The following is a 22,440-nucleotide window of genomic DNA, read 5'->3' as shown; positions in this document are numbered from 1 at the left end:
TCCGCTTTTGACTGCGCTCCTCGGCCCAGCCCGACGGGTGGGGGAAGAAATGCGGATTCGGATTCGGGATCGGGTGCGGGGAGACATGACGCGCGAAGCGCGTCATGTCGGACTCAACAATCCGTCATTCAGGCACGCGGACGTAGCACACGCGGCCAAATGAAGTCCCCCTCCATCGCCCAGCGGGGCGAGGGCAGGGGATAGGGGTGGGAGTGGGGAGTCCGTCCTACTGTCCAGAAAGGACCACAGGCGCAGTGTGATGCCACAAATGTATTCAAATCCCTTCTTATATCGAGTTCACTGATGAAATCGGCCTCCGGCCCTTATGGGACTTTCGCCGCTAGCTATCAATGTGATAGCAACTTACAGCTTGGTCAACCGCTCCAGCGCACTGTTGAGCGTCTCGTCCTTCTTCGCAAAACAGAAGCGCACGACGCGCTGGTCGAAGCCGTTGCCGTAAAACGCCGACAGCGGAATCGCGGCGACACCGATCTCGGTGGTCAGCCATTTGCAGAAATCGGCTTCACCGAGGTCGCTGACTTGCGAGATGTCCACACACTGGAAGTAGCTGCCTTCGCTGGGCAGCAGCTTGAAGCGGGTTTTCGCCAGGCCGGCACGGAACAGGTCGCGCTTGCGTTGATAAAACGCCGGCAGGTCCAGGTAAGGGCGTGCGTCAGCCATGTAAGCGGCCAGGCCGTATTGCATGGGCGTGTTGACGGTGAAGACATTGAACTGGTGCACCTTGCGGAACTCGCTCGTCAGCGAGGCCGGTGCGGCGACGTACCCGATCTTCCAGCCGGTCACATGGTAGGTTTTCCCAAAGCTGCTGACGATGAAGGCGCGCGCCGCCAGGCCGGGGAAACGCGCGGCGCTTTCGTGCACGCGGCCCTGCGCGGCGTCGAACACCATGTGTTCATAGACCTCGTCGCTGATCAGCAGCACGTCGGTGGGCGCCAGGATCTCCTGCAGGCGCAGCATGTCCTCGCGGGTCCAGACGGTGGCGCTGGGGTTGTGCGGGGAGTTGATGATGATTGCGCGCGTTCTGCGGGTGATGGCGGCGGATATCTTGTCGAAGTCGGGGCGGAAGGTGCCGGGCGTCAGGGGAACGCGCACGGGAATGCCGCCGGCCAGCTCGATGTTGGGCACGTAGCTGTCGTAACAGGGCTCGAGCACGATGACTTCATCGCCGGGGTGCACCACGGCCAGCACCGCGGTGATGATGGCCTGCGTGGCGCCGGCCGTCACGGTGATTTCGGTGTTCGGGTTGTAGCTGCGGCCGTGCAGTTGCTGCAGCTTGACGGCAATCGCCTCGCGCAGCACCGGCACGCCGGGCATGGGCGGGTACTGGTTCAGGCCGCGGGTCATGGCGTCGTTGACGGCGCTGACCAGCTTGGGGTCGCAGTCAAAGTCCGGAAAACCCTGGCCGAGGTTGACCGCGTTTTTTTCGAGGGCCAGCGCCGACATCACCGTGAAGATGGTGGTGCCCACGGCGGGCAGTTTGGTCTGTATCTCTGGCGTGCGCTCGCTGGTAGAAGGCATGGTCGTCATGGTGAGGGTGGAGTGATGGAGTTTAGAGTTCGAAGTCGCCGTGGCGGCTGCTCATGGCGCGGGTGATCTGGGCGCGGTCGAGCTTGTCATTGAGCAGTTCGGCAAACTTGTAGACAAAGTTGCGCAGGTAGGCGCTGCGTTTGAAGGCGACACGCGCCACGTTCACCCCGAACAGCTGGCCGGCGGGCAGGGCCACCAGGTCGGCATTGGTACCGTCATCCTTGAGCGCCATCTCGGCCACAATGCCGACGCCCAGGCCCAGGCGCACATAGGTCTTGATCACATCGGAGTCGATTGCTTCGAGCGCGATGCGCGGACGCAGGTGTTTGGCGGCAAAGGCCTGGTCAATCTTGGTGCGGCCGGTAAACGAGGGGTGGTAGGTGATCAGTGGCTGTTCGGCCAGGTCTTCCAGCGTGATGTTGTCCTGTTTGGCCAGCGGGTGGTCCAGCGGCAACACCAGCATGTGCTGCCATTCGTAGCACGGCAGCGTGACCAGCTCTTCATAGTGCGCCAGCGACTCGGTGGCGATGCCGATCTCGGCCACCTCGTCGATCAGCATGCGCGCCACCTGGTCGGGCGAGCCCTGGTGCAGGCTGACATTGACTTTCGGAAACGCCTCGCGCAGCTTGGCCACCGGCTGCGGCAGCACGTAGCGCGCCTGGGTGTGGGTGGTCGCGATGGACAGGGTGCCGCTGTCCTGCGCGGAGAACTGCTCGCCGATACGCCGCAGGTTGCCGACCTCGCGCATGATGATGTCTATGCTTTTGAGCACGTGTTCGCCCGGTTCGGTCACGCGTTTGAGGCGTTTGCCGTGGCGGGCAAAAATTTCCACGCCCAGTTCTTCTTCCAGCTCGATGATGGCCTTGGACACCCCGGGCTGCGAGGTGTGCAGGATGCGTGCGGTTTCGGTGAGGTTCAGGTTGCGCCGGACGGCTTCCTGGACAAAGCGGAATTGGTGAAGATTCATATCCGATTCTTGCTAATTATTCGCTTTATTATGCCTGCTTGACCCTAAAGAAATCAGACGTGCGCCCAAAAAATAGGGCTGGGCTGGCGCAGTGCCGCCGGGCTTCAGGACAAAGCGATGTCGGCCATCAGCGCCATCAGCAGGGGATGTTCACCGGCTGTCGGCATCAATTCCACGGGCACGCCGGGATGCTGGGCCCGGAGCTGGGCCACCAGTAACGGCAGATCTTCCCGGGCGTGTTTGCCGACTCCGAAAAAAACCGGAAAAACCCTGATCCGGTCGACGTCGCAAGCGATCAAATCGCTGGCGGCCTGCGTCAGGTCCGGACTGCACAATTCGAGATAGGCGCAGCAGACCCGTGCCTCGGGGTCGCGCGTGCGGATGGCATCTGCCACCGCCTCGATGGGCAGGCGCCAGAGGGGGTCGCGCGAGCCGTGCGCAAACAAGATAATGCCTTGTTTCATTTTTAGCGCCTCAATACCAGCCAGCCGAAAGCGCCCAGCGAAATGGCGGTGTAGAGCAGGCCGGGCGCAGCAGCCGCCAGCCAGGGCTGCCAGTTCTGCAGGTTGCCGATGTAGCCGAACACGTTGTTGAGCAGGAAAAAGCTGATGCCGATCATCACGCCGCCGAACACATATCCGGCGATGCCGCCGCTGCGAAAGTGCAGGTAGGCGAAGGGCAGGGCCAGCACCACCATCACCAGGCAGCTCAGCGGGTAAAACACCTTTTTCCAGAACTCGATTTCGTAACGCTGGGCGGTCTGGCCATTGGCGTTGAGGTGGCGTATGTAGGCGAACAGGTCAATCGTGCTCATGCGTTCGGGCTTGAGCACGGCGACCGAGACCATCTCCGCGCTGATCCCGGTGGGCCATCGGAACTGGGCGATCTTGTTGATGCTTATTTTGGCCGTTTCACGCCCGGCGCCGGTTGTCGAGGCCTGTCCCGGCTGCACGGTGAATTCGGTCCGGGTACCGTTCTCGAGCTGCCAGGAGTCGTCCGCCGCAAACCGGGCGATGGCCGATTGCGTGATGGACACCAGCAGTCCCTTGTTGTCGAACTCGAAAACCCGCACAGCCTGCATTTCGTTGTCGGCGGACAGGGCGCCGACGTTGACCACGTAGCTGTTGTAGGCCTGTTTTTCCTTGAGCCACGCCCCGGTCTGGCCGATGGTGATGCGGCCCTGGTAACGCGCCTTGAGCAACTGGGCGGCACGGTCGGCGGCCGGCGCCACGTAGTCGCCAATGGCGAAACAGATCACGACGAAAATCGCCCCCAGGGTCAGCAGCAGGCGCAGCGCGCGCCAGGGTTCCAGGCCGCTGGTGCGCAAGATGGTGTATTCCGAACTCTGCGCCAGCCGGGCCATCACGAAAATGGTGCCGATCAGCACCGAGATGGGCACCAGCTCGTACAGGTGGCTGGGGATCAGCAACGCCACATACAGCAGCGCATGCTTGATCTGGTAGGTGTTGGCGTCGGAACTGACGGCGCCGGCCGCATTTTTGCCCAGGTACTGCAGCTCATCGACCAGGTCGAAAAAGAAAAACAGCGCCAGAAATCCGACGGCCACGAAAGCAATGGAGGCCAGCACCTCGCCGTAAATCAGGCGGCGTATGGTCTTCATGCGGCCACCTTGCCCGTCTGCCGGCTGGCCTGCCGCTTGCGCTGCCGGCTCATGGCGCCCTTGAAGGTCCAGTTCAGGTGGCGCTTGGACAACCAGCCCAGCGCCAGCAGCAGCGCCCCCCCGTGCAGGGCCAGCACAAAGCCGGCGAAATTGGCCGCGCCCACGCTGATCCAGCTTTGGCCCAGGTTCAGCAGGTTGTGATAAACGACAAAGGTGAACAGCACAAAAATCAGGTTGCCACTGCGCCCGGCGCGCGGGTTGACGCTGGCCAGCGCCAGCGCAATCACGACAAAATTGATGGCGGCCAGCGCCATGCCCAGGCGCCAGGCCAGTTCACCCTGGTTGGTCCGCGTGGGCGATTTCAGCAGTTCGCGGGTGGACTTGGATTTTTCGGGGATGTTGGCCCCGTTGATCAGCGGGCTGTCGCCGGCCTTGCTGCCGTATTCCGCAAACTCGGTGATCTTCAGGGCCGACTTGCCGATCTCGCTTTCAAGCCGCTGGCCGTTGTCGAGCAGCAGCATCTGGTCCTTGCCTACCGTTTCGATGCGGCCGGAACTGGCGGTGGTCACCGAATTCTTGCCCTTTTCGGTCGAGGCGATGAAGACGTTGTTGCTGACTTTCTCCTGGCTGGTATCGCGGTCGATGAAAAAGACCCGGTTGCCGCTGGACGACTCCTGGAACTGGCCGGGCGAGACCCGTTCCAGGTCGCCGCGCTGCTCGTACCGGTCCCGCACCTCCTGAGTCTGCTGGTTGGACCAGGGCCAGACAAATACCGACATCAGCGTGATCACCAGCAGCACCGGCCAGGCGAAGCGGAACAGCGGCACGAGAAAAAAGCCGAGCCCGCGGCCGCTGACAAACCAGACGACCATCTCGCTGTCGCGGTACATGCGTGAGAGGGTGCTGACCATGGCCACAAACAGGGACAGTGTCAGGATGATCGGCATGCGGCCCAGGGCCGAGTAACCCATGACCAGCATCACGTCCTGCGGGTTGACGCTGCCGCGCGAGGCCTGCCCGAGCGTGCGGATCAGGATGATGGTGATCACAATGGTCATCAAAACCACAAGGGTGGCCCCAAAACTGCGTGCCAGCTCTTTGCGGATCGAGGATTGGAATAACATTGACTGAAACTTGCCCTTAACAACAACCGACCACTGCGCTTGCGACGCCTAACCCCCGATTATGGACTTTGAACTCAAAACCCTGACCCCCGCCCGAATTTGCGCCGAAAAATGTGATGCCCTGATTGTCCTGGTGGCCGGCGAGATGAACGCCGGAACCGACGCGGTGTCGAAAATGGTGACGCTGGCCCTGAAGGCGGGTGACTTTGAAAACAAGGCCGGCAAGCTGCTCAGCGCCTACCGGCCCGAGGGAGTGGCTGCCACGCGGGTGCTGCTGGCAGGAGCCGGCGACGGCAGCGCCAAAAGTATCCGGACGGCGGTGCATGCAGCGATGGTCGCCCTGAAAAACACCAATGCGCGGCGCGTGCTTCTCAGCCTCTGCGCACTGCCGCAGGCCGGCCAGGAGACCGCGCGCGCCGCCGTGCTGGCCTGCGCCGATGCTGCCTACCTTTACAGCACCACCAAATCGAAGCCGGCCGAACAAAAACTCAGGCAGGTGCTGGTGGCCGTCTCTTCGCTGGCGGCCAGTCGTGCCGGATTTGACAAGGGCGTCGGGCTGGCCAGTGGCCTCGCATTCGCCAAGGAGTGGGCCAACCGGCCGGCCAACCACGCGACGCCGACGATGCTCGCCCAAGCCGCCAGGGACCTCGGGAAACTGCCCGGGATCAAGGTGGAGGTGCTGGGCCCCAAAGAGGTCGCCAAACTCGGCATGGGCTCGTTCATGGCCGTCGCCCAGGGCTCGGAAGAGCCTCTGCGTTTCATCGTGCTACGTTATGACGGTGGCGCCAAAACCGAGGCGCCGGTGGTGCTGATCGGCAAGGGCATCACGTTCGACACCGGCGGCATTTCCATCAAGCCTGCCGCCGAGATGGACGAGATGAAATACGACATGGGCGGCGCAGCCAGCGTGCTCGGTACCTTCCGCGCGCTGGCCGAGTTGCAGCCCGCGCTCAATGTGGTGGGCCTGATTCCCGCCTGCGAAAACATGCCCGACGGCCGTGCCATCAAGCCCGGCGATGTGGTAACCAGCATGAGCGGGCAGACCATCGAGATCCTCAACACCGACGCCGAAGGCCGGCTGGTGTTGTGTGATGCGTTGACGTACGCCGAACGCCTGAAGCCGCGCGCCGTGGTGGACATTGCCACCCTGACCGGCGCCTGCGTGATTGCGCTGGGCGGCGTGCGCAGCGGCATGTTCTCCAGTGACGACGCGCTGGCCCAGGCGTTGGGCGCGGCCGGCGACAGCTCGCTCGATCTGTGCTGGCGCATGCCGCTGGACGACGAATACGCCGAGGGCCTGAAAACCCATTTTGCGGACGTGGCCAACGTTGCCGGACGTGCCGGTGGCGCCATCACCGCGGCCAAGTTTCTGCAGCGCTTTGCCGGCAAGTTCCCCTGGGCGCACCTGGACATTGCCGGCACGGCCTGGAAAAGCGGGGCCGCCAAAGGCGCGACCGGCCGGCCCGTGCCCCTGCTGGTCGATTTTTTGCTGAGCCAGGTTCAGCCGGCCAGAGCGCCAGCCAAAACCCGGACCCCCAAGGCGGGAGCCCGGTCACGCGCATGACCGAAGTTGCTTTTCATTTCAACGTGCCGGACAAGCTGGCCTACAGCTGCCGACTGCTGCGCAAGGCTTGGGGCAGCGGCGCGCGCGTCGTGGTGACGGCTGAGCCGGACATGCTGGCCCGGCTGGACCAGTTGTTGTGGACCTTCTCCCCGCTGGAATTCGTGCCGCATTGTCACTTGAGCGCGGTCCCGTCCACCGTGTCTGCCACGCCGGTGCTGCTGGCCGGTTCTCTGGAGGGCTGTCCCCACCATGAGGTGCTGGTCAACCTCGGGCACCACGTGCCGGTCGGGTTTGAGCGTTTCGAGCGGTTCATCGAACTCGTCACCCTCGCCGATGACGACCGCGCGGCCGCCCGCAGCCGCTGGAAGCATTACGCCGACCGCGGTTATGCCATGAGGCGGCACGACCTGGCCAGCGCGGGCGCCTCATGAACCGCCCGCCACCCCGCTTTGTGCCCACGCTGACGGAAGTTGTGCAACCCCAGGCCACCGCGCCCGGGGGCCGGCGCGCCCCCGCGGCGATGGACATGCAGCACTTTCAGGAGCAGATGGTGCATCGCGTGATGCAGCGCGTCGATTTGACGCTGGACCGGCTGCTGCGCGAGACCGTGGGCCGTCTGGTGCTGGAGCACACCCAGGCGCTGGCGCCCAGCCTCAGGGACGAAATCGAGATCGTGGTGCGGCAGTCGGTCAACCAGGCGTTTGAGCAGGAACTGGCCAGCCAGCTGCAGGACAAGCCCTGAAACGGCTGCGCCGGCTTTCCGGTTCATGCAGGGTGGCTTGTTCGAGGGCGTTAAAAATACCTGAGGCGGCTGGTACTTTTGACGATTCATATGATCATGCCGCGGGGCCAGGGCTACTGCCCATGGCAGGCCTGCCTCTGACGCTTTATTAGATTTGCTAATACCAGATCAATTTCATTTCTTGCTCCACCTCCGCAGCGCAACACTAGGGCTGCTTGCTATGGTGCGGGCGCGGAAATTGCGTTATGTTCGTGGCTGTTGAGTAGAAAAATCAGTTCTCAACCATTAACGGTAATTTCCTAATTGGAGTGTATTTATGCAAATGAAATGGACTGCGGTCGCTTTGGCCGCCATGTTGGTTGTTGCCTGCGGCAAAAAAGAAGAAGCTGCGCCGGCCGCCACTGCACCTGCTGCCCCGGTCGTTGCGGCTCCCGCACCCGCCGGTGATACGCTCGTTGTCAAGATTGGCCACGTCGCCCCGACTTCCGGCGCGCAGGCCCATTACGGCAAAGACAATGAAAATGGCGTCCGCATGGCCATTGAAGACCTGAACAAACAGGGCGTCATGATCGGCGGCAAGAAGGCCACCTTCGAAATCGTTGCTGAAGATGATGCTGCTGATCCGAAACAGGGCACGGCTGCCGCACAAAAACTGTGCGACTCCAAAGTCGCCGGCGTGGTCGGTCACCTCAACTCGGGCACGACCATTCCTGCTTCCAAGGTCTACAACGACTGCGGCATTCCCCACGTCACTGGTGCCGCCACCAACCCTGACCTGACCAAGCCAGGCTACAACACCACCTACCGCATCATTGCCAACGATCTGGCCCTGGGTGCCGGCTTGGCGTTTTACGCTGCCGACACGCTCAAGCTGAAGAAAGTGGCCGTCATCGACGACCGTTCCGCTTACGGACAGGGTGTTGCCGACATCTTCAAGAAGACGGCCAAGGAAAAAGGCATGACCGTGGTTGACGAGCAGTTCACCACCGACAAGGCCACTGACTTCATGGCCATCCTGACCGCCATCAAGGCCAAGAGCCCTGACGCCGTGTTCTACGGCGGCATGGACCCGCAAGCCGGCCCGATGCTGCGTCAGATGGAACAGCTGGGCATGAGCAAGGTCAAGTACTTCGGTGGTGATGGCATCTGCACCTCCGAGATTGCCAAGCTTGCTGCCGGCGCCAAGACCCTCGACAACGTGATTTGTGCCGAGGGCGGCGCATCGCTGGCCAAGATGCCTGGCGGCGTCGAGTGGAAGAAACGCTACGACGAGAAGTACCCGAACCAGTTCCAGGTCTACAGCCCGTACACCTATGACGCGACCTTCGTGCTGGTCGACGCGATGAAACGCGCCAACTCGAGCGATCCCAAGGTCTACATCCCAGAGCTGATCAAAACCAGCCTCAAGGGCGTGACCACCACCATCGAGTTCCTGCCTAGCGGCGAACTGAAAAACCCGTCCATCACCTTGTACACCTACAAGGACGGCAAGAAAACGGCCCTGGAATAAGTTCTCCGGCCCTCAGAAAAAAAGCCACCGCGAGGTGGCTTTTTTTTGCTCTTCAAGGTTCAAGGGGCGCGCGGGAAATCGCTCGCGTTGACGGATCACCACCGTTCGTCGCCAGGAGGTGTTGTTGCGCTGAGGCGGTAAGGCCTGCCTCCCAATGGCGGACACAAAAAAGCCCAGACAAGCTGGGCTTTCAGGAGTTTTCACTGCCGTGTGGAAAACTCACGGCAACTGTACTTTTGGCGGAAAGGGCGGGATTCGAACCCGCGGTGGGTATAACCCCACGCACGCTTTCCAGGCGTGTGACTTAAACCGCTCATCCACCTTTCCGCGAAGCCTTGCATTGTAGCAGTGCGCGGCACGGAAGATGGCGCTGATCAGTGAAGCGCGCTGCGAAAACGGTGTTTTTCCAGTTGCGCGCGTGTCACGAACTCCAGCGCCCTGAGGTGGGTGGACTCCAGAACCACGGGCGGCGCAAAGCCGGCTTCCAGTGCCTCGCGCCAGCGGTTGGCGCACAGGCACCACCGGTCGCCGGGCTTGAGCCCGGCAAAGCGGTACTCGGGCCGGGGGGTCACCAGGTCGTTGCCTTTGGCTGCTGAAAATGCCAGGAAGTCGCTGGTCACCTTGACGCAGACTAGGTGCGAGCCCAGGTCGGACTCGTCGGTGTTGCAGCAGCCGTCGCGGAAATAGCCGGTCAACGGGTCGTAGGAGCAGGGGACCAGCTCCGTACCGAGTACGTTCATGGCGTTCATGCGTGTGCCTTCTGCGGATGCTGGTCAGGCGGCCCGGGTGGACTGCACCATGGTCATGGCCGAGGTGATCAGGGTCGAGACTTCGGTCATGTTGCTGGGAACAATCAGCGTGGTTTTGGCGTCGGCCGCAACGCGGGAGTAGGCTTCCACGGCCTTTTCGGCAACCTTGAGCTGCACGGCCATTTCACCGCCGGGCTGACGGATCGAGGCGGCAATACGTTCGATGGCCTGGGCGGTGGCGTCTGCCACCGCCGTGATCGCGGCCGCTTCACCCTGCGCGTTGTTGATGGCGGCGAGTTTTTCACCTTCGGAGCGTGCGATGAAGGCCTCGCGTTCACCGGTGGCGATGTTGATCTGTTCCTGGCGGCGGCCTTCGGAGGCGGCGATCAGTGCGCGTTTTTCGCGCTCGGCGGTGATCTGTGACTGCATGGCCAGCAGGATTTCCTTGGGCGGCGTCAAGTCCTTGATTTCATAACGCAGCACCTTTACGCCCCAGTTCAGCGCGGCCTCGTCGATGGCGGCCACGACCTGGGCGTTGATGATGTCGCGTTCCTCGAAGGTCTTGTCGAGCTCGAGCTTGCCGATGACGCTGCGCAGCGAGGTCTGGGCCAGCTGGGTGACGGCCACGATGTAGTTCGATGAGCCGTAGCTGGCGCGCATCGGGTCGGTGACCTGGAAATAAAGGATGCCGTCAACCTGCAGCTGGGTGTTGTCGCGCGTGATGCAGACTTGGCTGGGAACGTCGAGCGGGATTTCCTTGAGCGAGTGTTTGTAGGCCACGCGGTCAATGAAGGGGATCAGGAAATTGAGACCCGGTGTCAGGCTGGCGTGGTATTTGCCCAGTCGCTCGACCACCCACGAGTTTTGTTGGGGCACGACCTTGATGCTGCGCGCGATAAAAATGACGGCAATCACCAGGATGACGAGTGCAATTTCCATGAGTTTCTCCGTAAAAAACAAAAAACAAAAAACGGGGGCAGCATCAGCCGCCCGGCATCAGACCGTGCACTTTCTCACAGTTTGCCAACCACCAGGCGGTTGCCGTGGAGTTTTCTGACCTTGAAGAGGCCGGGCTGGGGCGCTGCATCATGGTCGGCGAGCTCCACCGTCCATTGGGCGCCGCGGTATTTCACGGTGGCGGTGGCATCGTTGTTCCATTGCAGCACATGCACGGTCTCGCCGATGTCCATCTGCACATCCCGGTTGGCATTGGCCTGGGCCGGCCTGGGGCTCTGGCTGCGTTTCCAGTGCCAGGCCACCACGCCGCCGCCGCCGACCACCGCCGCGACCACAATCTGCACCATGACGGAGGCGCCCAGATGGGCCGCCAGGGCCGCTGCCGTCATGCCGACGGTCAGCATCAGCAGGTAAAACGTGCCTGTGACCAGCTCCAGCGCCACGGCGGCGCCGGCCAGCAGCCACCAAATCGTCGAATCGGCCAGGGTTGTCATATCGCGTTTCCTTCGTTTCCTAAAAGCTACATTCTGGGCCACAAATGACCCCCGACAAGCTTAGAACAAGTTCTTAAACCCGACCGGGAAAGGCCAAGCTGCGCCGCTGACCTCAAATATCCTTACACTTCGGCCCTGATTCGTTTTTTTTGGCAGCTCCAGGCAAAGGCCTTTTGATGAAATTCCGCTTTCCCATCGTCATCATTGACGAAGACTTCCGCTCCGAAAACACCTCCGGCCTGGGCATTCGCGCGCTGGCGCAAGCCATAGAAACAGAGGGTTTTGAGGTGCTGGGTGTGACCAGCTACGGTGACCTGTCGCAGTTTGCGCAGCAGCAAAGCCGTGCCAGCGCCTTCATTCTGTCGATCGACGATGAAGAGTTCACACCCGGGCCGGATCTGGACCCCGCGGTCGTGAACCTGCGTCACTTCATCGAGGAAGTGCGGCGCAAGAACCTGGATGTGCCGATCTACGTTTATGGCGAAACCAAGACCTCGCGGCACATCCCCAATGACATCCTGCGCGAACTGCACGGTTTCATCCACATGTTCGAGGACACGCCCGAGTTTGTGGCGCGCCACATCATCCGCGAGGCCAAGAGTTACCTCGAAGGCGTGCAGCCGCCGTTTTTCAAGGCGCTGCTCGATTACGCCGAAGACGGTTCCTACTCCTGGCACTGCCCGGGGCATTCCGGCGGCGTGGCTTTCCTGAAAAGCCCGGTCGGGCAGATGTTCCACCAGTTTTTCGGCGAGAACATGCTGCGCGCCGACGTCTGCAACGCGGTTGAGGAACTGGGCCAGCTGCTGGACCACGACGGCCCGGTGGGCGCCTCGGAGCGCAATGCCGCCCGCATCTTCAATGCCGACCACTGCTTTTTCGTGACCAACGGCACGTCCACCTCGAACAAGATGGTCTGGCACCACACCGTGGCGCCCGGCGATGTGGTGGTGGTGGACCGCAACTGCCACAAGTCCATCCTGCACGCGATCATCATGACCGGCTCGATTCCGGTGTTCCTCAAGCCGACGCGCAACCACTTCGGCATCATCGGCCCGATTCCCAAGGAAGAGTTCGAGCAGGCCTCCATCCAGGCCAAGATCAAGGCCAACCCGCTGCTCAAGGGCGTGGACGCCAAGAAGGTCAAGCCGCGTGTGCTGACCATCACCCAGTCCACCTACGACGGCGTGCTGTACAACACCGAAACCATCAAGGGCATGCTCGACGGGTATGTCGAGAACCTGCATTTCGACGAGGCCTGGTTGCCGCACGCGGCCTTCCACCCGTTTTACGGCAGCTACCATGCAATGGGGAAAAAACGCGCGCGGCCCAAGCAGGCCATGGTGTATGCGACACAGTCCATCCACAAGCTGCTGGCCGGCATCAGCCAGGCCAGCCATGTGCTGGTGCAGGACTCGCAGACTGTCAAACTCGACAGGCACCTCTTCAACGAGGCCTACCTGATGCACACCTCGACCTCGCCGCAGTACAGCATCATCGCGAGTTGCGACGTGGCCGCGGCCATGATGGAGCCGCCCGGCGGCACCGCGCTGGTGGAAGAAAGCATTGCCGAAGCACTGGATTTCCGCCGCGCCATGCGCAAGGTCGATGAGGAATACGGCGACGACTGGTGGTTCAAGGTGTGGGGGCCGGACAAGCTGGTGGACGAGGGCATTGGCCGCTCGGATGACTGGATCATCAAGGGCGAGTCCAAGAATGCCAAGGCTGGCGTCAACTGGCACGGCTTCGGCAAGATGGCGACCGGCTTCAACATGCTGGACCCGATCAAGTCCACCGTCGTCACGCCCGGCATGGACCTGAACGGCAAGTTCGCCAAAACCGGCATTCCCGCCAGCATCGTGACCAAGTTCCTGGCCGAGCACGGCGTGGTGGTGGAGAAAACCGGCCTCTACAGCTTTTTCATCATGTTCACCATCGGCATCACCAAGGGCCGCTGGAACAGCATGCTGACCGCGCTGCAGCAGTTCAAGGACGACTACGCCAAGAACCAGCCCATGTGGCGCATCCTGCCGGAGTTCTGCCAGAAGTATCCCAAGTACGAAAAAATGGGTCTGGCCGACCTGTGCCAGCACATCCACAACCTGTATGCCAAATACGACATCGCGCGCCTGACCACCGACATGTATTTAAGCGACCTGACGCCGGCCATGAAGCCCAGCGACGCTTACGCGCACATCGCGCTGCACAAGACCGAGCGGGTGGAAATCGACAAACTCGAGGGCCGCATCACGGTGGGGCTGGTCACGCCATACCCGCCCGGCATTCCGCTGCTGATTCCCGGGGAAGTGTTCAACAAGAAGATCGTCGACTACCTGAAGTTCTCGCGCGAGTTCAACGCGCAGTGCCCGGGCTTCGAGACGGACATTCATGGCCTGGTCGAAATCGAAGACGCCGACGGCAAGAAGCACTATTACGCCGACTGCGTGAAAGAGTAATCAAGGAACGAAACTGCTTCGCCGGCCGCCGGCAGCGGCGTTCAGGGCCGTGCCGGTGCCATGTCCTCCCGGACCCGCAGGAAGCTCGCAAAGCGCGGAACACCGCTGTCATTCAGGCCGCGAAAGCGGTAGGTGACGATGCTGCCCACGGGCGGCGGGTGGCGCCGCTGTTCGTCGCTGAAGCCGGTGCCCAGCTTGAAGCGCTTGCCCGGCAGGCCGTCCGCGCGTACCGTCTCGACCAGCAGCGCGCCCAGGGCCGCGGCATGTTTGCCCTGGCCCGGCAGGTGGGCCAGCACGCGGGCTTCCGCGTCCTCGTGCGTCTTGACCTTGAGCAGGTCGTCATTGCGCAGGCCCTGGTAGAGCGAAGCGCCGCGGTGCAGCATCAGCCCTTCGCCGCCCAGCCTGACGGTTTTGGCCAGCAGGCGCTGGAGTTCGGCATGGCTGGCAACCCGGGACTGCGCAACCGCCTGCACCCAGGGCTGGTCGATGCGGCTGACCACCCCATTGAGGGCCGGAATCCGCTCGGTGAAGGTCCCGGGCTGAGTGGGCAGGTCGAACACCATGAAACGCAGGGCGCGCCACGCGGCATCGTCGGGGGTTTGCTGGCGCACGGTGGAGACCGCCTTGGAGAATTGACCACGGCCGGCCCACAACTCGCCGTCCAGGGGTTGCCTGGGCCAGCCTGCAGTGAACCAGGCCGGGGCGGCGATGCGCTCGCCGCCGCGTGTCAGCAGCTTGTCTCCGTCCCAATAGCCGCGCACGCCGTCGAGTTTCTCACTGACCCAGTACTCCTGCAGCGCGATGCCCGGGTGGTAGACATTGGCCAGCATCAGCGACGGGCCGTGGCCGGCCGCCGCTGCGGGAAGGGCGGGCGCCAGCAGGGCTGTCAATGCCAGCAGCCAGGGCAGCGCGCAGATGCGAAGGAAAGCGCCGCTCGCGCGGGTGAGCGTAAGGGTGGGTGGTGGGTGTGCCGTCATGTCGTTGGATGTATTGCATGATTCATGCCGCAAGCGCCCGAAGAAAGGGCGGAGTCAGCTATCAAAACAGTAGTATTGGCCTTTCCCGTTTTGCCAGTTTCCCCCGGCCTGCGGCTGACGATTGTGCGGTCGAGCACGGGCTTGGTGCAAGTCTGAACCGGTACAAACTTCATTCATGAACGCCAAAGATGTTGCTTCCATAGAACAGGCCACCCTGGCCGCCGTGGCCCCCGAAACCGTGGAGGCGCGGGAAGGCTGGCTGCTGCCTGTCGATCACGGATCCATAGGCCGTGCCAGAAGTGCCGTGCCGCTGCAGCATACGGACATCGAGCCGGGCGTGCTGGGCCGCATCGAGGCGTATTACGCGGCGCGAGGTCTTCCGGCGGTGTTTCGCCTTGCCACCGACGCCTGTTTTGACGGTTTGCGCCATGAACTGCGTCAGTGCGGTTACAGCGCCGACAAACCCACGCTGGTGCAACTGGGCACGGTGGCGCGTATGCGCGAGGTGTCATCGCAGGCGAGCGCCGAGGTCCATGCTGCGCCGGATGCGGCCTGGACGGCGCTTTTCCTGGGGGAGGGCTTTGATCCAGTGGACGGTGCCTGCCGGGTCAGGGCGTTGGGCCGTGCGCAGGGCTCGGTGTATGCCAGCGTTCGTGAAGGCGGCGAAGTCCTCGCGGGCGGGGTGGCGGCTTTTGGCCATGGCTGGGTCAGCGTGCACGGCATGCGCACCGCCGCAGGCCACCGCGGCCAGGGTCTCGCCGGACGGGTGCTGGCCGGGCTGGCCGACGCTGCGTTGGCGAGGGGCATGGCGCGTGTCTTCCTGCAGGTGGAAGCCGGCAACACCGCCGCGCAGGCGCTGTACCGGCGTGCGGGTTTTGAAACCGCGTGGTCTTATGTGTACTGGCGCCGCGCCTGAGCAGCCGGCGCATCCGGGAAGTGCTCACATTTTTATAGCTGGCTGCGCCCGTGTATCAAGGGCTGGAGCCATATTTGGCTCCAAAGCCCGGGATGGGATCCTGAACCTGTTCAGCTCGCCTCGGCGTCGCGGCCGATGCCGGCAGTGTGGCTGAAGCCGCCGTCCACATAGGTGATTTCGGCGGTGACGCCGGAAGCCAGGTCGGACAGCAGGAAGGCGGCCACGTTGCCCACATCCTCGATGGTGACGTTGCGCCGCAGCGGCGAGGCGGCGGCCACCATGCCCAGCAGCTTGCCGAAGTCCTTGATGCCGCTGGCCGCCAGCGTCTTGATCGGGCCGGCGCTGATGCCGTTGACGCGCATGCCCTTGGGGCCCAGCGATTCGGCCAGGTAACGCACGCTGGCTTCCAGGCTGGCCTTGGCCAGACCCATGGTGTTGTAGTTGGGGATGGTGCGCTGGGCACCCAGGTAGGTCAGGGTCAACAGGGCCGACTTGGGGTTGAGGTGGGGCAGGGCGGCCTTGGCCATGGCCGGAAAACTGTAGGCGCTGATGTCGTGGGCGATCTTGAAACCCTCGCGTGTCAGGCCTTCGAGGAAATCCCCGGCAATCGCCTCGCGCGGCGCGTAGCCGATGCTGTGCACAAAGCCGTCAAAGGTCGGCCAGGTCTTGGTCAGGTCCGCAAACAGGGCGGCAATCTGCGCATCGTCGCCGACATCGCAGTCAAAAATCAGCTTGGAGTCGAAGTCGGCGGCAAACTCCGTGATGCGGTCCTTGAAACGTTCACCCACATAGCTGAAGGCCAGTTCGGCGCCTTGGGCATGGCAGGCCTTGGCAATGCCGTAAGCGATGGACCGGTTGGACAGGACGCCCGTGATCAACAGTTTCTTGCCGGTGAGAAATCCCGTGGGTGTGCCCATGCTTGTGCTCCAGTGTGTGCAAGTGAAAGGGCAAAGGGCGCGCTGCGTGCATGGCGCTCTTTGCCAACTTAAGTAGTGCAGAATTGTCGCATGCGGGATTTGTCGTTTTTGCGGGCCTTGATGATGGCCGTTCTGGTCTGCCTGGCGCCGGCGTCCTGGGCTGCCCACGCCTATGCGCAGTTCGGCGACATCAAGTATCCGCCGGGCTTCACCCACTTCGATTACGTCAACCCGGCTGCGCCCAAGGGCGGCGAGATCCGCATGGTGCCGCCGACCCGGCCCACCAACTTCGACAAGTTCAACCCCTTCACGCTGCGCGGCACGGCGCCCTACGGCATCGGCATGCTGATGATCGAGAGCCTGCTGACCGGCAACGCCGAGGAACCGACCACCGCCTACGGGCTGCTGGCCGACGACGTTGCGGTGGCGCCGGACCGGCTGTCGGCCACCTTCCGCCTTCACCCCAAGGCGCGTTTTCAGGACGGCTCGCCGGTGCTGGCCGCCGATGTGCTGCATTCGTTCACGCAGTTGACCGGCAAGCTGGCCGCGCCGCAATACCGCAGCATTTATGCCGAGGTCAAAGGCGTGCAGGTGCTGTCCGAGCGGGTGCTGCGCTTCGATTTTGCGGTGCCCAACCCCGAATTGCCGCTGGTCGTGGGCGGCATGCCGGTGTTCAGCCGCGCCTGGGGCGGTGGCAAGCCGTTTGACAAAATTGTGTCTGAACTGCCCATAGGCTCCGGCCCGTACAAACCTGGCAGCGCCGCCATGGGCCGCGATATCACCTATGTGCGTGACCCCGCCTATTGGGGTGCGGATTTACCCAGCCGCAAGGGGCAGTTCAACTTCGATCGCATCGCCTTCAAGATTTATCTCGACGAAACCTCGCGTTTTGAGGGCCTGAAAGCCGGTGAATACGACTTCATGCGCGAGTTCATCTCGCGCAACTGGGCCCGCCAGTACACCGGCAAGCAGTTCACATCGGGCGAACTCGTCAAGCGGGCCTTCGAAAACCGCAATCCCGGCGACTTCCAGGGCTATGTGTTCAACCTGCGCAAGGAAAAATTCCAGGATGCGCGCGTGCGCCAAGCCATCGGGCTGGCCATGGACTTCGAGTGGATGAACCGCCAGCTGTTCTACGGCATCTACAAACGTGTCAACGGCTATTTCCCGAACAGCGAGTTTCATGCCGAGGGGCTGCCCAAGCCCGACGAGCTGGCGTTGCTGGAGCCGCTGCGCGCCAGGCTCCAGCCCGCAGTGTTTGGCGCGGTGCCGGTGGCGCCCGCCACCACGCCGCCCGGCAGCCTGCGGCAGAACCTGCGTCAGGCCCAGGCGCTGCTGCGCGAAGCCGGCTGGACCTACCGCGATGGCGCGCTGCGCAATGCCAAAGGCGAGGCCTTCACGATGGAGTTCCTCAACGACCAGCCCTCGCTGGTGCGCATCGTCGGGCCTTTCCAGAAAGCGCTGGAAAAGCTGGGCATCACCATGACTTACCGGGTTGTGGATTTCTCCCTGTCCAAGCAGAAGATGGACGCGTTCGACTTCGAGGTCACGACGCTGCGCCTGCCGGGCTCGACCGCGCCGGGCAGCGAGTTGCTGGAGCGTTTCGGCTCCGAAGCGGCAAAGACGCCCGGTTCGTCCAATGTCTGGGGCATTGCCGACCCGGCGGTCGATGTGTTGCTGCAAAAGGTGGTGACCGCCAAAACCCGGCCCGAGCTGGGCGCCGCCATGCGCGCGCTGGACCGGGTGTTGACACACGGCTTTTACTCGGTGCCGCAGTACTACGGCGACGCCTTCCTGATCGGTTACCGGCCTGCGCCATTTGTGTTGCCGGCGACAATTCCACCGTACTACCAGGCCGACACCTGGGCCATGAGCACCTGGTGGGCTTCCAGCACGAACAAATAATGGCCAGCTACATCCTCAAACGCCTGCTGCTGATGATTCCCACCCTGCTGGGGGTGCTGCTGCTGACCTTCGCCATGGTGCAGTTCGTGCCCGGCGGCCCGGTCGAGCAGATGGTGGCGCAGCTGCAGGGGCGCGATTCTGGCGGCGAGCGGGCGGCGGCCACCGGGTCCGGCTACCGCGGGCGCCAGGGCCTGGACGCGCAGCGCATCGAGGAAATCCGGGCGCTGTACGGTTTTGACAAACCCGTGCACGAGCGTTTTTTCCAGATGCTCGGGCAGTTCGCGCGGTTTGACCTCGGGAAAAGTTTTTACCAGCACAAGGACGTCTGGCAACTGGTCAAGGAAAAGCTGCCGGTGTCCATCAGCCTCGGGCTGTGGACCTTTCTCATCAGCTACCTGATCGCCGTGCCGCTGGGTGTGGCCAAGGCGGTGCGCGCCGGCTCGCGTTTTGACTTTGTCACCACGCTGATCGTGCTGGTCGGTTACGCCATTCCCGGCTTTGTGCTGGGCGTGGCGCTGCTCGTGATTTTTGGCGGGCAGCTGCAGTGGTTTCCCTTGCGCGGGCTGACGTCTTCGAACTGGGAAACCTTGAGCTGGGGAGCGCGCATCACCGACTACCTCTGGCACATCACCTTGCCGGTCACGGCCATGGTGCTGGGCAGTTTTGCGGTCACGGCGGTGCTGACCAAAAACTCCTTTCTCGAGGAAATCCGCAAGCAGTACGTGCTGACGGCGCGCGCCAAAGGCCTGTCCGAGCGCCAGGTGCTCTGGAAACACGTGTTTCGCAATGCGCTGATCCCCATCATCACCGGTTTTCCGTCGGCCTTCATCGGCGCCTTTTTCACCGGCTCGCTGCTGATCGAAACCCTGTTTTCGCTCGACGGCCTGGGCCTGCTCAGCTACGAAAGCGTGATCCGGCGCGACTACCCGGTGGTGCTGGGTACGCTCTACCTGTTCACGCTGATCGGCCTGCTGACCAAGCTGGTCTCCGATCTCTGTTATGTGTGGGTGGACCCCCGTGTCAAATTTGATTAGCCCCCCCGAAGCGGCCGAAGGCCGCCTCCCCCCCAGGGGGGCGCAGCCTGTAGACGGGCAAAGCCCGATCCACGGCGGCACTGAAACAGATAGGCCCGTGTCCACGTCTCCTTCCGGGCGCGCCTGGCAGCGGTTTCGCCGCAACAAGCTGGGCTACCGCAGCCTGGTGATTTTCTGTGTGCTGGTGGTGCTCAGCCTGTTTGCCGAGGTGCTGTCCAACGACAAACCGCTGCTGTTGCGGTATCAGGGCGAGTTTTACTTTCCACTGGTCAATGACTATTCTGAAAAAACCTTTGGCGGGGATTTCGACACCCCCACCGACTACCTCGACCCCTTTGTCCGCGCCAAACTCAAGGAAGGGGACAACTGGTCGGTTTATCCGCTCAATCCCTATGGCCCGCGCACCATCAACTATTTTGCGAAAGAACCCAACCCGTCGGCGCCGTCGCGCGACAACCTGTTCGGCACCGACGACCGCGGGCGCGACCTGCTGGCCCAGCTGATCTACGGTTTCCGCCTCAGCGTGTTGTTCGGGCTGGCGCTGACGCTGATCGGCGTGGTGGTCGGCATCATCACCGGGGCGGTGCAGGGTTATGTGGGCGGCAAGACCGACCTGGCCTTCCAGCGTTTCATCGAAATCTGGGGTTCCATGCCCGAGCTGTACCTCCTGATCATTTTCAGCGCGATTTTTGCGCCCAGCGTGGCGGTGCTCTTGCTCTTGCTCAGCCTGTTCGGCTGGATGGGCCTGTCCGACTATGTGCGCGCCGAATTTCTGCGCAACCGCCAGATGGACTACGTGCGCGCTGCGCGCGCGCTGGGTGTCGGCAACCTGCAGATCATGTGGCGCCACATCCTGCCCAACAGCCTGACGCCGGTGGTGACCTTTCTGCCTTTTCGCATGAGCGCGGCGATTCTGGCGCTGACCTCGCTTGATTTTCTGGGCTTGGGCGTGCCGCCCGGCACACCGTCGCTGGGCGAGTTGCTGAACCAGGGCAAGGCCAACATCGACGCCTGGTGGATCTCCCTGTCGACCTTCGCGGTGCTGGTGATGACCCTGTTGCTGCTGACCTTCATGGGGGATGCGTTGCGGGATGCGCTGGACCCACGGAAAGCGGACAAATGACGGCTCCCACGCCCGGCACCGACGTGTCCTCGCCGCCCACCGAGGGGGCTCGCCCGACTCGGGGTGGCCCTGCGATGGGCGGTGACTGCCTTCTTGACGTCCAAAACCTGCGCGTGTCCTTCGCCGGCAAGGAGGTCGTGCGCGGCATCGATTTTTCCATCCAGCCCGGGGAAAAACTCGCGCTGGTCGGCGAGTCGGGCTCCGGAAAAACCGTCACGGCACTGAGCCTGCTGCGCCTCGTGCAGAACGCTGCCATCGACGGCAAGGCTACCTTCGCCGGACATGACGGGACTGTCGACTTGTTGTCCCTTCCCGAGCGGGCCTTGCGCGGCATCCGCGGCCAGGACATTGCGATGATTTTCCAGGAGCCGATGACGGCCCTGAACCCGCTGTTTACCGTGGGGGAACAGATCGCCGAAGTCTTGCAGCTGAAAAAGGCCCTGACGCCCGCCGAATCTGCGCAGGCAGCTATCAAATTGATAGCAGACACCGGCATCCCCGAGGCCGCCCGGCGTGCCGGCTCCTACCCGCACCAGCTGTCGGGGGGCCAGCGCCAGCGCGCCATGATTGCCATGGCGCTGGCCTGCCAGCCAAAACTGCTGCTGGCCGACGAGCCGACGACGGCACTGGACGTCACGCTGCGCACGCAGATCCTGGACCTGCTGACCGGGCTGCAGCAGCGCAACGGCATGGCGGTGCTCTTGATCACCCACGATCTGAACCTGGTGCGGCGCTTTGCCGACCGCATTGCCGTGATGGAGGATGGACGCATTGTGGAAACCGGGCCGGTGGCGCAGGTGTTCGACAAGCCGCAGCATGCCTACACCCGCAAGCTGATAGACAGCCGGCCGGCACGCGACGTGGCGCAGGGCCGGGCCGATCCTGCCGCCGCCGCTGTCCTGCAGGCCCGGGGCCTGCGGGTGACGTATCCGCTGCCGATTCCCGGGGTGCGCGGCTGGTTTCGCAAGGGCGAGTTTGTGGCACTCCAGGGCGCCAGTTTCCAGGTTTCCGCCGGCCAGACCCTGGGGGTGATCGGCGAGTCCGGGTCGGGCAAATCCACGCTGGCCCTGGCCGCGCTGGGCCTGCATCCGCACCAGGGGCAACTGCTGGCCGCGGGCCAGGCATGGAGTAACGATGCAGCCAGCAACAAACGTATCCGCCGCGCGGTGCAGGTGGTGTTCCAGGACCCGTTTTCCTCGCTGTCGCCGCGCATGACGGTTGAAGAGATCGTCGGTGAGGGCCTGCGTGTCCACGAGCCGGGGCTGTCCGCCGGCCAGCGGCGCGAAAAGGTGCTGCAATCCCTGGCGGAAGTGGGCATGAGCGAAGCGCAGAGTTTCGTCGCCGGGCCGTCCCAAGACGAAAAGCACCCCCTTGGGGGGCAGCAAGCTACACGTAGTGAGCGCGCGCGGGGGCAGGATTTCCCCGGCCTGCTGCAGCGTTACCCGCATGAGTTTTCGGGCGGGCAGCGCCAGCGGCTGGCCATTGCCCGGGCCCTGATCATCCAGCCCCAGTTGCTGGTGCTGGACGAACCGACCAGCGCGCTGGACGTGACCATCCAGAAACAGGTGCTCCAGCTGCTGCAAAAACTCCAGCGCGAGCGTGGCCTGAGCTACCTGTTGATCACCCATGACGTGGACGTGATCCGCGCCATGGCGCACCAGGTCATGGTGCTCAAGGACGGCGAGGTGCTGGAAGCCGGCAGCGTGGACGAGGTGCTGGAGCGGCCGCAGCATCCTTACACCCAGACCCTGGTGGCTGCACAAGGCTGACGCGGGTTTTGTCGATTCAGGGCTTTTTTTGCTGATTTCGACGCTCGTTCCGGAATTCGCGGATGGCCGG

General features: G+C 63.0%; 20 protein-coding genes and 1 tRNA gene. 10 read left to right on the top strand and 11 right to left on the bottom strand.

The features are described 5' to 3' along the window. Nucleotides 1-363 precede the first annotated feature (363 nt). The 5 genes from PSV40_RS07285 to lptF form a co-directional block, all read right to left on the bottom strand. A complete protein-coding gene (locus PSV40_RS07285; RefSeq protein ID WP_300536110.1) occupies nucleotides 364-1,539 on the bottom strand; it encodes a pyridoxal phosphate-dependent aminotransferase in 1,176 nt (391 codons plus the stop codon). 31 nt (nucleotides 1,540-1,570) lie between these two features. Then, the gene (locus PSV40_RS07280; protein ID WP_300536108.1) at nucleotides 1,571-2,515 is read right to left on the bottom strand and encodes a CysB family HTH-type transcriptional regulator; all 945 of its coding nucleotides are present in this window, start codon (nucleotides 2,513-2,515) and stop codon (nucleotides 1,571-1,573) included. Nucleotides 2,516-2,619: 104 nt separating this feature from the next. Further along, the gene (locus PSV40_RS07275) at nucleotides 2,620-2,979 is read right to left on the bottom strand and encodes a CbiX/SirB N-terminal domain-containing protein (protein WP_300536107.1); all 360 of its coding nucleotides are present in this window, start codon (nucleotides 2,977-2,979) and stop codon (nucleotides 2,620-2,622) included. Nucleotides 2,980-2,981: 2 nt separating this feature from the next. Further along, on the bottom strand, nucleotides 2,982-4,136 hold the full coding sequence (gene lptG / locus PSV40_RS07270; protein ID WP_300536105.1) for an LPS export ABC transporter permease LptG: 1,155 nt from the start codon (nucleotides 4,134-4,136) through the stop codon (nucleotides 2,982-2,984). Then, nucleotides 4,133-5,260 carry an LPS export ABC transporter permease LptF gene (gene lptF / locus PSV40_RS07265; protein ID WP_300536103.1) on the bottom strand — a complete coding sequence of 376 codons (1,128 nt, stop codon included), beginning with the start codon at nucleotides 5,258-5,260 and terminating at the stop codon, nucleotides 4,133-4,135. The genes lptG and lptF overlap by 4 nt, the downstream gene beginning before the upstream one ends. Before the next feature lie 61 nt (nucleotides 5,261-5,321). On the opposite strand from lptF, the gene PSV40_RS07260 reads away from it, so the two are divergent. From PSV40_RS07260 to PSV40_RS07245, 4 genes are all read left to right on the top strand, one after another. Further along, nucleotides 5,322-6,824 (top strand): leucyl aminopeptidase, encoded by a 1,503-nt coding sequence (locus tag PSV40_RS07260; RefSeq protein WP_300536101.1) that lies wholly within the window; start codon nucleotides 5,322-5,324, stop codon nucleotides 6,822-6,824. Beyond that, nucleotides 6,821-7,255 (top strand): DNA polymerase III subunit chi, encoded by a 435-nt coding sequence (locus PSV40_RS07255; protein ID WP_300536099.1) that lies wholly within the window; start codon nucleotides 6,821-6,823, stop codon nucleotides 7,253-7,255. Before PSV40_RS07260 ends, PSV40_RS07255 begins: the two co-directional genes overlap by 4 nt. Continuing rightward, the gene (locus PSV40_RS07250; RefSeq protein WP_300536097.1) at nucleotides 7,252-7,566 is read left to right on the top strand and encodes a hypothetical protein; all 315 of its coding nucleotides are present in this window, start codon (nucleotides 7,252-7,254) and stop codon (nucleotides 7,564-7,566) included. Before PSV40_RS07255 ends, PSV40_RS07250 begins: the two co-directional genes overlap by 4 nt. Nucleotides 7,567-7,882: 316 nt before the next feature. Further along, nucleotides 7,883-9,076, top strand: coding sequence for a branched-chain amino acid ABC transporter substrate-binding protein (locus tag PSV40_RS07245; RefSeq protein WP_300536096.1), 1,194 nt, complete (start codon nucleotides 7,883-7,885; stop codon nucleotides 9,074-9,076). 237 nt (nucleotides 9,077-9,313) lie between these two features. On the opposite strand, the gene PSV40_RS07240 is transcribed toward PSV40_RS07245, so the two are convergent. The 4 genes from PSV40_RS07240 to PSV40_RS07225 all read right to left on the bottom strand — a co-directional run bounded on the left by PSV40_RS07240 (nucleotide 9,314) and on the right by PSV40_RS07225 (nucleotide 11,276). Further along, a tRNA-Ser gene (locus PSV40_RS07240) sits at nucleotides 9,314-9,403 on the bottom strand. A 47-nt stretch (nucleotides 9,404-9,450) separates the two neighbouring features. Then, nucleotides 9,451-9,825 (bottom strand): DUF2237 domain-containing protein, encoded by a 375-nt coding sequence (locus PSV40_RS07235; RefSeq protein WP_300536094.1) that lies wholly within the window; start codon nucleotides 9,823-9,825, stop codon nucleotides 9,451-9,453. Nucleotides 9,826-9,849: 24 nt separating this feature from the next. Further along, nucleotides 9,850-10,764 (bottom strand): stomatin-like protein, encoded by a 915-nt coding sequence (locus PSV40_RS07230; RefSeq protein ID WP_300536092.1) that lies wholly within the window; start codon nucleotides 10,762-10,764, stop codon nucleotides 9,850-9,852. 74 nt (nucleotides 10,765-10,838) lie between these two features. Continuing rightward, nucleotides 10,839-11,276: an NfeD family protein gene (locus PSV40_RS07225; protein WP_366914972.1), complete on the bottom strand. Its 438-nt coding sequence runs from the start codon at nucleotides 11,274-11,276 to the stop codon at nucleotides 10,839-10,841. A gap of 176 nt (nucleotides 11,277-11,452) precedes the next feature. Here PSV40_RS07225 and PSV40_RS07220 point away from each other — a divergent pair, with 176 nt between their 5' ends. Then, a complete protein-coding gene (locus PSV40_RS07220; protein WP_300536090.1) occupies nucleotides 11,453-13,729 on the top strand; it encodes an arginine/lysine/ornithine decarboxylase in 2,277 nt (758 codons plus the stop codon). A gap of 41 nt (nucleotides 13,730-13,770) precedes the next feature. Here the strand turns inward: PSV40_RS07220 and PSV40_RS07215 are convergent, their stop codons facing one another. Then, nucleotides 13,771-14,706 carry a DNA ligase gene (locus PSV40_RS07215; protein ID WP_300536088.1) on the bottom strand — a complete coding sequence of 312 codons (936 nt, stop codon included), beginning with the start codon at nucleotides 14,704-14,706 and terminating at the stop codon, nucleotides 13,771-13,773. 175 nt (nucleotides 14,707-14,881) lie between these two features. On the opposite strand from PSV40_RS07215, the gene PSV40_RS07210 reads away from it, so the two are divergent. Next, nucleotides 14,882-15,622: a GNAT family N-acetyltransferase gene (locus PSV40_RS07210; RefSeq protein WP_300536086.1), complete on the top strand. Its 741-nt coding sequence runs from the start codon at nucleotides 14,882-14,884 to the stop codon at nucleotides 15,620-15,622. Between the two features lie 110 nt (nucleotides 15,623-15,732). Here PSV40_RS07210 and fabI read toward each other — a convergent pair whose 3' ends face one another. Then, nucleotides 15,733-16,539, bottom strand: coding sequence for an enoyl-ACP reductase FabI (fabI, locus tag PSV40_RS07205; protein ID WP_300536084.1), 807 nt, complete (start codon nucleotides 16,537-16,539; stop codon nucleotides 15,733-15,735). A gap of 90 nt (nucleotides 16,540-16,629) precedes the next feature. Here fabI and PSV40_RS07200 point away from each other — a divergent pair, with 90 nt between their 5' ends. From PSV40_RS07200 to PSV40_RS07185, 4 genes are all read left to right on the top strand, one after another. Beyond that, entirely contained in the window at nucleotides 16,630-18,444 is a 1,815-nt protein-coding gene (locus tag PSV40_RS07200) for an extracellular solute-binding protein (RefSeq protein WP_300536083.1), read from the top strand. Then, the gene (gene yejB / locus PSV40_RS07195) at nucleotides 18,444-19,478 is read left to right on the top strand and encodes a microcin C ABC transporter permease YejB (RefSeq protein WP_300536081.1); all 1,035 of its coding nucleotides are present in this window, start codon (nucleotides 18,444-18,446) and stop codon (nucleotides 19,476-19,478) included. The genes PSV40_RS07200 and yejB overlap by 1 nt, the downstream gene beginning before the upstream one ends. Beyond that, nucleotides 19,462-20,601: an ABC transporter permease gene (locus tag PSV40_RS07190; protein ID WP_300536079.1), complete on the top strand. Its 1,140-nt coding sequence runs from the start codon at nucleotides 19,462-19,464 to the stop codon at nucleotides 20,599-20,601. Before yejB ends, PSV40_RS07190 begins: the two co-directional genes overlap by 17 nt. Before the next feature lie 74 nt (nucleotides 20,602-20,675). After that, nucleotides 20,676-22,370 carry a dipeptide ABC transporter ATP-binding protein gene (locus PSV40_RS07185; protein ID WP_300536112.1) on the top strand — a complete coding sequence of 565 codons (1,695 nt, stop codon included), beginning with the start codon at nucleotides 20,676-20,678 and terminating at the stop codon, nucleotides 22,368-22,370. Nucleotides 22,371-22,440: the final 70 nt, after the last annotated feature.

It is taken from the genome of Polaromonas sp., assembly GCF_029945925.1.
Classification (GTDB): Bacteria; Pseudomonadota; Gammaproteobacteria; order Burkholderiales; family Burkholderiaceae_C; genus Polaromonas.
The sequence above is the reverse complement of the archived record's forward strand: the minus strand, read 5'-3'. Positions and strand labels throughout refer to the sequence as shown.